Consider the following 13437-nt stretch of genomic DNA (forward strand, 5'->3'; position numbering starts at 1 on the left):
AATAATTTTCGTATTGTTAAATCATAAATCTAACTAATATTAATATATTTTAACAAATCAAACAATAAATTTGAACAAAATAGTAATAAGAAACGTTGGAATTTCAATATGAAGCAGGAAATTAATTGCTTAAAAGTGAAAAATATTTAAAATAACACAATATATAAATATTGTAATAGGAATGAGAGCAATATGTAGATAAAAAAAAAGAAGCACCGCAGCTTCTTTGATGGTGCCCAGACTCGGAATCGAACCAAGGACACAGGGATTTTCAGTCCCTTGCTCTACCAACTGAGCTATCTGGGCAAATAAACTAAATAAATAATGGTGGGCCATCGGGGACTTGAACCCAGGACCTGCCGGTTATGAGCCGGACGCTCTGACCAACTGAGCTAATGGCCCTAAAGTGGTCGGGGTGGCAGGATTTGAACCCGCGGCCCACTGGTCCCAAACCAGTTGCGCTACCAAGCTGCGCTACACCCCGGCGCATTTGATTTTAACACTCAAGGACTTATTTGTAAACATTAATATATTCAGTTTAAAAATGGTCGGGGTGGCAGGATTTGAACCCGCGGCCCACTGGTCCCAAACCAGTTGCGCTACCAAGCTGCGCTACACCCCGTAATATTGGCAGGGGCAGAAGGACTCGAACCCTCGGCACGTGGTTTTGGAGACCACTGCTCTACCAACTGAGCTATACCCCTATGGTATATATATTAATATGGCGGAGAAGATGGGATTCGAACCCATGCGGCCCTAATACGAACCCTAACGGTTTAGCAAACCGTCCTCTTCAGCCTCTTGAGTACTTCTCCAAAAGCTACAACTAAATGATTCTTGGCGGAGAGGGTGGGATTCGAACCCACGGTCCCTTTCAGAATCACTGGTTTTCAAGACCAGCTCCTTAAACCACTCGGACACCTCTCCGGATGTTGTTAAAAATTGGTGACCCATCGGAGATTCGAACTCCGGACACCTTGATTAAAAGTCAAGTGCTCTACCACCTGAGCTAATGGGTCACAATGGCTGGGGTAGCGGGACTCGAACCTGCGAAATCACGGAGTCAAAGTCCGTTGCCTTAACCACTTGGCTATACCCCAAAAACATGACTTCTAGTTCGTCTACTTAACCAAACAAAATCTAAAAAATGGTGAGCCCACAGGGATTCGAACCCCGGACACACGGCTTAGAAGGCCGTTGCTCTATCCAACTGAGCTATGGACCCTTAAAAAAAATGGAGCGGATGATGAGAATCGAACTCACGCTATCAGCTTGGAAGGCTGAAGTTCTACCATTGAACTACATCCGCAGAATGGAGCGGAAGACGAGATTCGAACTCGCGACCCTCGCCTTGGCAAGGCGATGCTCTACCCCTGAGCCACTTCCGCATATTTATTGGTCGAGGGAGATGGATTCGAACCATCGAAAGCACAGCTAACGGATTTACAGTCCGCCCCCTTTGGCCACTCGGGAATCCCTCGAAATATTGGAGCTGATGGAGGGAATCGAACCCCCAACCTGCTGATTACAAATCAGCTGCTCTACCGTTGAGCCACATCAGCATAACCGTTAAAATTGGCGACCGGGAACGGGTTCGAACCGTCGACCTCCAGCGTGACAGGCTGGCATTCTAACCAACTGAACTACCCGGCCAAAACATGGTGGACGCTATAGGGCTCGAACCTATGACCCTCTGCTTGTAAGGCAGATGCTCTCCCAGCTGAGCTAAGCGTCCAAAGATATTTGTCGCACTAGATAACTTAACCTCAAGCGTCAATTCGTGCTGCAGTCTTCACTCAACTGCGTTATTCATACTAACACAGCATCTAATCACTGTCAATCAGAAATTTATTTTTTCTCGAATTCTCACTTATCAGCTTACATTTACCTGCAGTAACCTCTGTTATTGTATCGATTATCACTTGCTTATGATTTATGTCTCCACTAATATCCAATGTGATTTTATCAGTGTACTCTATTTTTGCGATCTTGAAAACCCCTGTTTTTGAAATGTTTTCAATTTGTGCCAAATGAGAATATGAAATTTCATATGTTAAAACTATAGCTTCTCTAACTTCGCAAAGCAAGGCTTTATCTATCACAAGCCTCGCTGAAGCTGTATATGCGCGAACAAGACCTCCAGTTCCAAGCTTTATACCTCCAAAATAGCGAGTTACAACAATCGCTAAGTTAGTAAGACCCCTTTCAACAATCATCCGAAGAATTGGTGCGCCAGCAGTCCCCTGTGGCTCACCGTCTTCATTTGACCATTGTGTCTCCTGTTTCTCCCCAACTACTAGTACTGGTACATTGTGTGTAGCGTGCTTATATTCATCCTTTATAGAAGAGATAAATGCTTTCGCCTCTTCATATGAGTCTACCGGTGAAATATGCGCTATAAAACGGGATTTCTGGATTATATATTCAGAATTAGCCTCTTGGTATACAGTGTAATAGAGTTTCATTTACAAAATGTACTTGTCAACATCTACTTCCTTGACAGTCTCCTTGAATTTATTTTTTACAAAATCTCTATCAATAACAATCTTTTCAACAGAATCATCTGGAAGCATAAATGATACATCTTCGAGCAGCTTTTCAAGTATTGTATATAACCTTCTTGCACCAATATTTTCAGTCTGTTCGTTCATGAGATAAGCCATTTCGGCAATTTCATCCGTTGAATCGTCTGTAAATTCAACATCTACTCCTTCAGTTTCAAGTAACGCTTTCTGCTGTTTTGTGACAGCATTCTCAGTTGCAGTAAGAATTTTTTTAAAATCCTCTTTATCAAGATTCTTTAACTCTACATTTATAGGAAATCTTCCCTGTAATTCTGGAATTAAATCTGAAGGCTTAGAAACATGAAATGCTCCAGCTCCAATAAATAGCATATGGTCAGTTTTTACTGGACCATGCTTGGTATTAACTACACTTCCTTCAACTATTGGAAGAATATCTCTTTGTACACCTTCACGAGAAACATCTGCACCTGACGCCATTGAATTTCCTGAGGCAATTTTATCTATTTCATCAATAAAAATAATACCGTTCTGCTCTGCATTTTCGATAGCATCATCAATCACCTGATCCATGTCTATTAGGTTTTGCGCCTCTTGCTCTCGAAGAATTTTTCTTGCCTCTCTAACTGTAACTTTTTTGTGTTTAGTCTTCTTAGGCATCATATCGCCAAATATATTTCCTATCGCTATTCCAATCCCCTCATTTTGTAAATCTAACTGATTAGTATTTACAGAATCCTCAACTTCAATGTCTATAAGCTGATCTTCTAATTTACCTTCTCTTAAATGAATTTTAACTTGTTCTTTTGCCATAGCAATATCTTCTGGAACGCTTTGCTTTTCCAGATTCTGCTGTTCTTCATACTGTTTTTTTTGACTTGGATAATTGGAATTTTTAAGGAAAAAATCAAATGGATTTGGTCCATTTACATTTTTCACATTATCTGATGCCGCACCTGGAACAAGCGCATCAATGATCTTCTCTTCAACCAGCTCATCAGCAATTCCGTACTTTTCATTGATACGTTGCTGCTTCGTAATCCTAACAGATGCTTCAACTAAATCTCTAATCATCGAATCAACATCTCGTCCAACGTATCCCACCTCAGTAAACTTAGTAGCTTCGACTTTAACAAAAGGTGCCTCCATTATCTTTGCTAGCCTTCTAGCAATCTCAGTTTTTCCCACTCCGGTAGGACCCATCATGAGGATATTCTTTGGGGTGATTTCTTCTCTCATCTCTTCACTAAGCTGACTGCGCCTATATCTATTTCTGAGAGCAATTGCAACAGATTTTTTTGCATCGTCTTGACCTATTATGTATTTATCAAGCTCAGCAACTATCTGTTTAGGAGTCATCGTCTTTATATTATTTTTCATTATTACCTCCTATAACTTTTCAACAGAAATATTGTCATTTGTGTATACGCAAATAGAAGAAGCAATCTCTAAGGATTTACGAACAATACTCTCAGCATCTAGTTCAGTATTATCAAATAGAGCGGTTGCAGCTGAATATGCGTAATTACCACCTGAACCTATCGCAACAACATTTTTATCAGGCTCAATAACTTCTCCATTTCCAGAAATCACTAATAAATCTTCTTCATTAACAACTATCATAAGTGCTTCTAGACTACGAGTAGCTTTGTCACTCCTCCAAAACTGAGCCAAATCAACAGCTGCACGCTTAAGATTCCCATCATGCTCCTGTAACTTATTTTCAAACTTATCGGTAAGTGAAAATGCATCGGCAACAGAACCTGCAAACCCAGTTAAAACTTTTCCTCTAAAAATCTTCTTAACCTTTTTTGCACCATTCTTCATGATGGTAGTCTCGCCCATCGTAACTTGGCCATCTCCACCAATACATATATCTCCATTAGGCCTCTTAACTGCACAAATGGTTGTAGCATGAAATTGAACCATCATACACCTCCAAATAATAATAAACCTTTACTTATTCTCTATTATTTCATAGTTGCATTTTTCATTAGAACATTTAATTTTAGCCTTTTTTCCTTTGCCTTCAAGAAGCATCGATCCGCATTTAGGGCAAAATTCCCCTGTTGGCTTATCCCAGAATGATACATCACAGTCTGGATAGCCACTACAGCCATAGAATATTTTCCCTCCGCGTCTAGTTCTCTTTTCAATTATTGGTTTGCCACATTTTGGACAACTTACACCAATTTCCTTTACTATTGGTTTTGTATTTTTGCATTCAGGATAACCAGTACAGGCCAAGAATTTACCAAAACGGCTCTCCTTAATTGCCATAGGCTTTCCACATAATTCACAAACCTCATCACTTAGAACTACTTCTTGTTCTATCTTCTCTACTTCGTTTTTTGCAACTTCTAACTCTTTGCTAAATGGAACGTAGAAGTCCTCTATTACGTGCTTCCAAGCCTCTTTTTTTAGTTCAACTTGGTCAAGCTGATTCTCTAATTCGCCTGTAAATTCTACATCTACAATATCGCCAAAATATTCTGAAAGAATACCTGTGACATCAAAACCAAGTTGTGTTGGAACGAGATTTTTCTTCTCCCTAGTAACATAACGTCTACCCGTAAGAGTCGTTATTATTGCAGAATACGTACTAGGACGTCCTATATTCTTTTCCTCCATCTCTTTAACGAGACCAGCTTCTGTATACCTAGCAGGTGGTTGTGTAAATTTCTGCTCCTTAATGAGCTCTTTACACTTAAGTTCATCACCCTTTTGAAGTTCTGGCACATATGAATCCTTCTCATTAGCTATAGGATATACCCTTCTCCATCCATCAAATACTAATCTTGATCCTGATGCTCTAAATTCATATCCATTATTTTCTATGGTTACAGTCACAGTATCAAACTCAGCAGCTGGCATCTGTGATGCAACAAATCGGTTCCAAACAAGTGTATATAGTTTAAACTGGTCTGCGGTTAAAGAATCACGTATTGTCTCCGGTTCAAGCTTAATATCTGTAGGTCTAATTGCTTCATGGGCATCCTGTATATCCTTGTTCTTGTTTGAAAATGAGTTGTTGGAACTATATTCTTTGCCAAACTTTTTAGTAATAAATTCCGATGCAGCTTCCTTTGCAGCAGACGAAACTCTAACTGAATCAGTACGTAGATACGTAATTAAACCTCTTGTTCCAATTCCTTTAACGTCAATTCCTTCATATAACTGCTGAGCAACTTGCATTGTCTTCTTGGTTTGGAAATTTAACTTTATAGAAGCATCCTGTTGCATGCTACTTGTAGTAAATGGCGCATTAGGTTTTGGCTTTCTCTTTCCTGTCTTTACGCTTTTCACTACAAATTTACCTGATTTGAGCTTTTTCTCAACACTATCAGCTTCTTCAGCTGTCGTAATACGAAGATCTTTGCCATCATACTTACTGAGGGCTGCATTAAAATTATCTCCATAATCAGCTGTTATAGTCCAATACTCTTCAGGTATAAAAGATTTTATTTCATTCTCTCTATCACAAATCATCTTGAGAGCTGCAGATTGTACTCTGCCAGCAGAGAGCCCTCGTCTTACCTTCTGCCATAGAAGCGGGCTGATCTGATAACCAACTAGCCTATCTAGCACTCTTCTAGCTTGCTGTGCGTCGACTAACCCCATATCAATTGAGCGAGGATGCTTAATAGCTTCTTTTACAGCTTCTTTGTTGATTTCATTAAAAACTATTCTACATTCGCTATTTGGATCTATATCAAGTAGATATGCGAGATGCCATGATATAGCCTCTCCCTCACGGTCTGGGTCAGTTGCCAAAAGAACACGCGACGCCGACGACGCAGCCTTCTTTAGTTCCTTAATTTTGTCACCCTTACCTCTTATATTTATATATCCTGGTTCAAATTGATCTTCTATATCTATTCCTAATCTACTCTTAGGTAAATCCCTTACATGCCCTACCGAAGCGAGCACATTATAAGAAGGACCTAAGTATTTACCAATAACTTTAGCTTTTGAAGGCGACTCAACAATTAAAAGTGTACGCTTTCTCGCCGTCTTCTTGGACTTTGCTGTATTTTTCTTATTAGTTGACGTTTTAACTGTTGTACTAGGCATCAATTAACCCCTTAATAATTAATTCATAAATATAACTTCTCTATAATATTAGAGTTCATCATAAACCTTGAGATTTTATTTTGCAAGAAATACTTTACCACCGTAGGTTGTAATGATACCTTTAATCTCGAGCACTGTAAGTATAGCACTGACTTTCCCAGCGTTTTTGTTGAGATTGTGTGCAATGCTATCAATAGTACAACAAGTGGATTTCTGAATTTCTTTATAAATCTCAAGTTCATCGTTTCCAAGCTCTTGTGTGATTTCGTGTGGAGTATATTCCACTCCTTTGATATCTGATGTGACGTCGCAAATACTTATCATTGGAATAGCGCCATCCTTAATTAATTTATTTGTTCCAACACTGAATTGGCTATTGATATTTCCCGGCACAGCGTAGATGCTCTTCCCTTGTTCATTTGCAAAATCAGCAGTTATCAGTGAACCACTATTAAGACCCGCTTCCACAACCACGACTGCTTCAGATAATGCGCTTATAATCCTATTTCTCTGAGGGAATGTATACTTTGCACCAGGCGTTCCAGGGGCATATTCAGATATAATCAAACCGCTTGAGGCTATTTTGTCATATAGCCATGCATTTCTCACTGGATGAATGATGTCGATTCCAGTTCCTAGTACAGCTATGGCTTTCCCTCCCATACTTACTGTACCTTCATGAGCAAAACTATCTATCCCATATGCCAGCCCTGAAATTACAGGTATGTTAGCCTTAGCAAGTTCTTTACCTATCATTTGAGCTACTATTTTCCCATAAAGTGTGTATTTCCTTGAACCAACCACTGCAACGGATTTGATATTAAGTAAATTTAAGTCTCCTATACAATAAATACGCTCAGGTGGATTATTTATTATTCTTAAATTTTCTGGATAATGAGGCGAGTTAATATTAATTTCTTTTATTTTATTTTGATAATTATAATTCATGTTTAAACTTTTCCTTTATCAAATTCACCACATCTATATCCGAGTGCTTCTGCCAAATGTACAACACTAACTTTCCGCTCTTGCTCTACATCCGCAATTGTTCTTGCTACCTTAAGAGTGCGTATATAACTTCTCGGTGATAAATTTAATCTATCATATGCACTTTCTATAAATTCATTTTCCAGACTTCCTAATAAGCAGGCATCTCTGATACTCTTATCACTTATATTCCCGCATTTTTCATCTCTTCCTTCGGTTTTAGAGAACTTTATGGCATCACTTACCATAAAACTCATCGTTTTACTATCTAACACTATATTTTTACCTCTTTTATCTGATTTCAGATCCTCATATTTCACTTCTTGCATGTTAAGCTGTAAGTCTATCCGATCCAAAATTGGTCCACTCATACGCCTTCTGTATCTAGCAATCTCTTGTGCAGTACAAGTGCATTCAGTTGATTCACTTCCAAAAAATCCACATGGGCAAGGGTTTGCCGCCATAACTACAAGTGACTTGCATGGGAATTCATATGTAGTCCCTTGTCTTGAAATAACAATCTTGTGATCCTCCAATGGCTGACGAAGAGCTTCTATTTGCCCCGTATCAAACTCGCAAAATTCATCGAGAAACAGCACCCCATTATGGGCTAAAGAAAGTTCCCCAGGCATTGGATAGAGACCACCACCAAGCAGAGCTGCTCTAGATATAGTGTGATGCGGAGCCCTAAAAGGTCTACTTATTAAATCATTATCCCCCTTATTAAGTTGTCCAGCTACAGAATGTATTATAGTAGATTCTAGTAGTTCATTCTTTGTTATTGGCGGAAGAATAGTAGGCATTCTTTTTACCAGCATTGTTTTACCACATCCTGGAGGGCCAATCATCAGAAGCGGATGCTTACCGGCAGCTGCTATAATAAGGGCTCTTTTTGCATACTCCTGCCCTTTTATATCTGAGTAATCGCAATCTTCCCTTGTCTTACTAGGTTCACTTGTAAAAACATAGCTACACCCTTCACTAACTTCATTATTAATAGCATGTATTGCTTCTTCAAGCTTTCTGACCCCAATTACTGAAATCCCTTCAACCATAGATGCTTCCTTCATATTTCTTGCAGGTAGAATTACTTTTTTAATACCTACTTCACGAAGAGAGATGATAATAGGTAAAACTCCATCTACTGGCATAACCCTTCCAGATAGAGATAGCTCTCCGATGACCGCATATGCTTCTGCTTTTCTACTGTTAACTACTAAGGTGCTTGAAAGCACACCGATAGCAATTGGAAGCTCAAGATGACTTCCATTTTTATTAATGCTTGCTGGCGATAGATTTACTGTTATGTGACCATGTGGAAATTCATAACCTGAATGGACTATTGCTGAACGAATTCTCTCCCTCGATTCAATAACTGATTTTGAGGCTAATCCAACAATATTGAAATTAGGAAGACCATTACTTATACAGGTTTCAATATTTACCTTCTGTCCTTTAATCCCTTTAATAACTCCACTTGTAATCGTTGAAAGCATACACACCTCTAAAAACAGTCCTTACTAACTTTGTATTCAATTTCGACTACGTCAAATCGAGCATTATAATTGCTAAAATCTGTATGGGTAAGCAAGAAATAACTGGCTACATTTTTAATATGGCGGATCTTATTACTTGATATTGCCTCTGCAGGATAACCATATTTATTACTCGTTCTCGTCTTTACTTCAATAAAACTAAGCACTTTATCCTTCGTATCTATAGCAATAATATCTATCTCGCCTAATTTACATGTGTAGTTTCGTGCAATCACCTCATATCCTTGTTTTTCAAGTATATCTGCGGCCATGTTTTCGCCAAGACTACCGATTATCTTGTTGTACTTCATAAATCCTCCATTTCAATATTTTTATAAATATGATTTAAAATTATCATCCAAACTCTTTTTATCACGGAATACTTAAGTATTCATTATTATTGCAAAAAAAATGCATACAGTACCGTAATTAGTGAATTCACAGTACGCATGCATTGATTTTTTATTTTAAGTAGATTTTATACTTATTCGTCAAAGCAGAATCTTAGTATAGCCTTGCCGACGCCTCCATTTACGTTTGTATCAGTTATATAATCAGCGTTTTCCTTGACGATATCCCATGCATTTCCCATAGCAACTCCAATTTCCGCTAACTGCAGCATCGGTATATCATTTGCAGCATCGCCACAGCACATAAGTTCAGATTTATCAATTGATAGTATTTTCATCAGTTCTGAGAGCGCTTTACTTTTGCTTGAGCCAAGACCACCTATTTCTATATTATTAGGCACAGATGATGTAACATTAGCATCATCATAAGTGCTCACAATTTTTCGGATATCTTCAAGCTTATCCATATCTTCAAAAAAGATATTTATATTTTCAATCTCTGCAGAGTTTTCAAGCATAAATCCAAATATATCATCCAATGGATTTCTCGTTCTAAGAACATATTCGCGTCTTCTATGTATACTTCCATTAACATCGATATCATGATAAAGAGCAGCATCTATATATGCTCTTCCATCGTGAAAAGCTTCGAGATACAAATTCTCTTCTTTTGCAAGAGTTACTAATCTCTCGATTACCATGGAATTTATAAAGCTAGAATACACATCATGACCGGACTTCAAATCTCGTACATGAGCTCCATTTGACGAAATTATATATCTTAGCCCTGATATATTCATAATATCTTCCGGAACAGCTGTAATAACACGTCCTGTCGTCACAACAACATTGATATCTGCAGCTATTGCACGTTCAATAGCAATCTTGTTGAGCTCAGGAAGCTTACCGTTAATTCCAAGTGTTGTTCCATCCAAATCTAATCCAATAATCTTAATACTCATATGTGCCTCACAAAGCTTTTTGTTGATTTTTCAGCCTAAAAACGAGAACTCAATTGCAAATGATTCGCGTTTGAATTATAATTCACTATTGAGCTAATAACGAATTACATTATATATTGAATTAGCTATTTAATCTATATTTTAATTTTTTGACAGGATAGAGAAATGAAAATTGCGATAATTGGAGCTGGAAAGCTTGGAATCAGGATTACTGAAGCTCTGCTTGATGGAGATTATGATGTTACAGTTGTAGATAATAATGAAAAAAAATTAGATATACTAGCGCAGCAGTTTGACGTATTCACTGTTCTTGGTGATGCCAAAACTATTGAAACACTAAATAAGATTGATGTAAAGTCATTTGATTTTCTTATCGCTACAACGACATCAGATGATACAAATATCCTAGCTGCTTCGTTTGCAAAAATTCTTGGATGCAAACGTGTAATTGCTAGAGTTAGAGAGCCGGAACATATGAATCAGCTCGACTTTCTAAGGGAGCACTACAATATAGACATGCTCATCAATCCTGATCTTCTCATCACTTCTGAAATTTATAGATATTTAGTCGAGAAATATACCCTTAGTAACGGTATTTTCACATCGAGAAGTATCGCACTGATTGAATTCGAGGCTGATAAGAAACCTCAGCTCATTGGTAAATCACTAGTTGAATTCCGCACCATAATGCCAGATATGCTAATGGTCGGCATTTCTCGCAAAGGTAAAATGATAATTCCGCATGGTAATTCTGTTATCGAAGCGCACGACCTCCTCTATCTTATAGGTGAAAAGGAAAATGTATTTGATTTAGCTAGCCGTGTACACACAAAGATGAAGCATTCCTCTGTACAGAAGGTTATGATAATCGGTGGTGGAAAAACTGGATATTACCTTGCATCACGTCTATCTGAATATGGTGTATTCGTAAAGATTATCGAAAAAGATAAAGATCGTTGTCATTATTTGGCTAATAAACTTGAGAATGTAATGGTTCTTAATGGTGATGGCTCTAATGTTGGACTCTTGACTGAAGAAGATATGGATGAAATGGATGCATTTGTAACAGCAACAGGTTACGACGAAGAAAACCTCCTGCTCGCGCTCATGGCCAAGACACATGGTATAGAAGACGTAATTTCAAAGGTTAGTCACGACAGCTACACTGATTTGATTTCCAGGCTCGGAATAGATGTAGTTCTTAACCCACTTGATATAAGCTGTTCAACAGTTCTTAGGCTTATACGCGGAGCTAAAAAAGTTATATCATCCGTTCTTCTACAAGGTCAGGCCGAACTCATGGAGGTTTATGCTCAGGAAGGTATGGGTATGATAAATATTCCGCTCAAAAATATGAACCTACCTGATTATATAATCATCGCAGCTATTCATCGTGGGATGAATACCATAATTCCTGATGGAAATACAAAAATTAAACCTGGAGATCGAGTTACAATCGTCTGCATGATCTCAAACATCGGATACGTAGAGAAACTATTTAAGCCAAATATAAGGCTTAATATTTTGAAGTAAGCGCCATGTATAAACGAGTTATTAACATAATTGGAAAACTGCAATTTATTATCGGAGGTAGCATGATGCTACCTCTATTTGTCGCGGTGATTTACAAAGAATATAACTCTGTCGTTGCTTTTACTATAGCATGCACAATTTCTATTGGTTTAGGTATTATCACAACTAGCATTCTAGGTAGAGATGAGCAGGTAGAGTCTCTTCGCTATACGGATAGCTATTTCATCGTTTCCTTTGCGTGGATTATGTCCTCTGTTTTGGCAGCAATACCTTTCGTAATACAGGGGTCTATTCCAAATGTATTCGATGCATTTTTTGAAATGTGCTCTGGCTTCTCAACAACTGGAGCCACTATACTCACAGATGTTGAAGCTCTGCCAAAATCGATGTTACTTTGGCGTTCGGAAACCCAGTGGCTTGGTGGCATGGGAATTATCGTTTTAATGGTTGCACTCGTACCTAACTTAGGAGTAAAAGCTCAAAATGTTGCAAGTGCAGAAACTCCTGGTCCAACCGTGACGAAACTGACTTCTAGGTTCACTGATACGGCTAGAAATCTTTATATAGCGTACGTTATACTTACCGTTATTCTAATAGCTCTGTTGCTTTTTGGTGGTATGAATATGTTTGATGCTGTTGCTCACTCTTTCTCAACTATGGCTACTGGTGGTTTTGGTATATATAACGATAGTATTGCTCACTTCCATAGCTATTACATTACATGGATTATTACGATATTCATGATTATCGCAGGTACGAACTTCAATCTCTTTTTTACGATGATTGGTGGCAAGATTAAGACTGCCCTTGCTGATGAAGAATTGAGACTTTATGTTGCGATTTTGGTAATATCTACATCGCTTATTACAATTTCGCTTTTCTCCCAAGGAGGATATAAGAGCACATTTAAAGCAATTACTGATGCAGCTTTTCAAGTTGCAACGATGATATCCACTACTGGATATGCAACTATTGATTTCAACCTTTGGCCAGCTTTTTGTAAGATGGTCTTGATACTAGTTATGTTTACAGGAGCAATGAGTTCATCAACGGCTGGCGGAATAAAAATTATACGTGTGCTGTCTGTATTTAAGATGTTTAAGCGTGAAGTTAGGGTTAGACTTCATGACAATATTATTGACGATGTTAAATATAATGGCACAAAGATCTCCGGTGAGGTTATGATGTACATGCTATCATTTGTCATTACATTTCTGATGACGCTTGGCATTGGAACAATTTTGGTTTCTCTTCGATCCAACGCAGATTTAGTTACAGATTTTACTGCTGTTTTATCTTGTATAAGCAACGTTGGTCCGGGATTAGCTAAGGTAGGTCCGATAGAAAATTTCCATTTCTATTCCGACTTTTCAACATTTGTGCTTGCGCTAATAATGATAATCGGCAGACTTGAGCTGAGCACTTTCCTAATTATGTTCTCCAGGCATTACTGGAATAGACATAGAGTTTAAAG

General features: G+C 38.2%; 10 protein-coding genes and 16 tRNA genes. 2 read left to right on the plus strand and 24 right to left on the minus strand.

Annotation, left to right across the window (positions count from 1 at the left end; translation table 11 throughout):
• Positions 1-230: 230 nt before the first annotated feature.
• From QU661_RS04515 to QU661_RS04630, 24 genes are all read right to left on the minus strand, one after another.
• Positions 231-306, minus strand: a tRNA-Phe gene (locus QU661_RS04515).
• 19 nt (positions 307-325) lie between these two features.
• Positions 326-402 (minus strand) — tRNA-Ile (locus tag QU661_RS04520).
• Positions 403-407: 5 nt separating this feature from the next.
• Positions 408-484 (minus strand) — tRNA-Pro (locus tag QU661_RS04525).
• Positions 485-545: 61 nt separating this feature from the next.
• Positions 546-622: transfer RNA gene (locus tag QU661_RS04530), tRNA-Pro, on the minus strand.
• 6 nt (positions 623-628) lie between these two features.
• Positions 629-704 (minus strand) — tRNA-Trp (locus QU661_RS04535).
• 18 nt (positions 705-722) lie between these two features.
• Positions 723-815, minus strand: a tRNA-Ser gene (locus QU661_RS04540).
• Positions 816-838: 23 nt separating this feature from the next.
• Positions 839-927, minus strand: a tRNA-Ser gene (locus tag QU661_RS04545).
• Between the two features lie 16 nt (positions 928-943).
• A tRNA-Lys gene (locus QU661_RS04550) sits at positions 944-1019 on the minus strand.
• A 4-nt stretch (positions 1020-1023) separates the two neighbouring features.
• Positions 1024-1100: transfer RNA gene (locus QU661_RS04555), tRNA-Gln, on the minus strand.
• Positions 1101-1148: 48 nt separating this feature from the next.
• Positions 1149-1225 (minus strand) — tRNA-Arg (locus QU661_RS04560).
• Between the two features lie 10 nt (positions 1226-1235).
• A tRNA-Gly gene (locus QU661_RS04565) sits at positions 1236-1309 on the minus strand.
• Between the two features lie 4 nt (positions 1310-1313).
• Positions 1314-1388, minus strand: a tRNA-Gly gene (locus QU661_RS04570).
• A gap of 8 nt (positions 1389-1396) precedes the next feature.
• Positions 1397-1481, minus strand: a tRNA-Tyr gene (locus tag QU661_RS04575).
• A gap of 6 nt (positions 1482-1487) precedes the next feature.
• Positions 1488-1562 (minus strand) — tRNA-Thr (locus tag QU661_RS04580).
• Between the two features lie 14 nt (positions 1563-1576).
• Positions 1577-1653 (minus strand) — tRNA-Asp (locus QU661_RS04585).
• A 6-nt stretch (positions 1654-1659) separates the two neighbouring features.
• Positions 1660-1735, minus strand: a tRNA-Val gene (locus QU661_RS04590).
• 91 nt (positions 1736-1826) lie between these two features.
• The gene (locus QU661_RS04595) at positions 1827-2465 is read right to left on the minus strand and encodes a YigZ family protein (protein WP_304989092.1); all 639 of its coding nucleotides are present in this window, start codon (positions 2463-2465) and stop codon (positions 1827-1829) included.
• Positions 2466-3902 (minus strand): ATP-dependent protease ATPase subunit HslU, encoded by a 1437-nt coding sequence (hslU, locus tag QU661_RS04600; protein ID WP_304989093.1) that lies wholly within the window; start codon positions 3900-3902, stop codon positions 2466-2468. It lies immediately after the preceding gene.
• Positions 3903-3911: 9 nt separating this feature from the next.
• Positions 3912-4454 (minus strand): ATP-dependent protease subunit HslV, encoded by a 543-nt coding sequence (hslV, locus tag QU661_RS04605; protein ID WP_330692420.1) that lies wholly within the window; start codon positions 4452-4454, stop codon positions 3912-3914.
• 24 nt (positions 4455-4478) lie between these two features.
• Positions 4479-6596, minus strand: a complete 2118-nt coding sequence (gene topA, locus QU661_RS04610; RefSeq protein WP_304989094.1) for a type I DNA topoisomerase — start codon at positions 6594-6596, stop codon at positions 4479-4481.
• 75 nt (positions 6597-6671) lie between these two features.
• Positions 6672-7544 (minus strand): DNA-processing protein DprA, encoded by an 873-nt coding sequence (gene dprA, locus QU661_RS04615; protein ID WP_304989095.1) that lies wholly within the window; start codon positions 7542-7544, stop codon positions 6672-6674.
• A gap of 2 nt (positions 7545-7546) precedes the next feature.
• Complete coding sequence (locus tag QU661_RS04620; RefSeq protein WP_304989096.1) at positions 7547-9079, minus strand: YifB family Mg chelatase-like AAA ATPase; 1533 nt, start codon at positions 9077-9079, stop codon at positions 7547-7549.
• 8 nt (positions 9080-9087) lie between these two features.
• Entirely contained in the window at positions 9088-9429 is a 342-nt protein-coding gene (locus QU661_RS04625; protein ID WP_304989097.1) for a YraN family protein, read from the minus strand.
• A gap of 173 nt (positions 9430-9602) precedes the next feature.
• A complete protein-coding gene (locus QU661_RS04630; protein ID WP_304989098.1) occupies positions 9603-10430 on the minus strand; it encodes a Cof-type HAD-IIB family hydrolase in 828 nt (275 codons plus the stop codon).
• Between the two features lie 165 nt (positions 10431-10595).
• Between QU661_RS04630 and trkA the strand changes: the two genes are divergently transcribed.
• Positions 10596-11963 carry a Trk system potassium transporter TrkA gene (gene trkA / locus QU661_RS04635; protein WP_304989099.1) on the plus strand — a complete coding sequence of 456 codons (1368 nt, stop codon included), beginning with the start codon at positions 10596-10598 and terminating at the stop codon, positions 11961-11963.
• Positions 11964-12025: 62 nt separating this feature from the next.
• Complete coding sequence (locus QU661_RS04640; RefSeq protein WP_304989100.1) at positions 12026-13435, plus strand: TrkH family potassium uptake protein; 1410 nt, start codon at positions 12026-12028, stop codon at positions 13433-13435.
• The last annotated feature ends 2 nt before the right edge of the window (positions 13436-13437 follow it).

The sequence above is a fragment of the Mogibacterium neglectum genome (assembly GCF_030644205.1).
GTDB classification, from domain to species: domain Bacteria; phylum Bacillota; class Clostridia; order Peptostreptococcales; family Anaerovoracaceae; genus Mogibacterium; species Mogibacterium neglectum.

Coding starts and splice junctions, on each gene's coding strand:
- QU661_RS04595 (WP_304989092.1), bottom strand. CDS start 2,465: ATGAAACTCTATTACACTGTATACCAAGAGGCTAATTCTGAATATATA.
- hslU (WP_304989093.1), bottom strand. CDS start 3,902: ATGAAAAATAATATAAAGACGATGACTCCTAAACAGATAGTTGCTGAG.
- hslV (WP_330692420.1), bottom strand. CDS start 4,454: ATGATGGTTCAATTTCATGCTACAACCATTTGTGCAGTTAAGAGGCCT.
- topA (WP_304989094.1), bottom strand. CDS start 6,596: ATGCCTAGTACAACAGTTAAAACGTCAACTAATAAGAAAAATACAGCA.
- dprA (WP_304989095.1), bottom strand. CDS start 7,544: ATGAATTATAATTATCAAAATAAAATAAAAGAAATTAATATTAACTCG.
- QU661_RS04620 (WP_304989096.1), bottom strand. CDS start 9,079: ATGCTTTCAACGATTACAAGTGGAGTTATTAAAGGGATTAAAGGACAG.
- QU661_RS04625 (WP_304989097.1), bottom strand. CDS start 9,429: ATGAAGTACAACAAGATAATCGGTAGTCTTGGCGAAAACATGGCCGCA.
- QU661_RS04630 (WP_304989098.1), bottom strand. CDS start 10,430: ATGAGTATTAAGATTATTGGATTAGATTTGGATGGAACAACACTTGGA.
- trkA (WP_304989099.1), top strand. CDS start 10,596: ATGAAAATTGCGATAATTGGAGCTGGAAAGCTTGGAATCAGGATTACT.
- QU661_RS04640 (WP_304989100.1), top strand. CDS start 12,026: ATGATGCTACCTCTATTTGTCGCGGTGATTTACAAAGAATATAACTCT.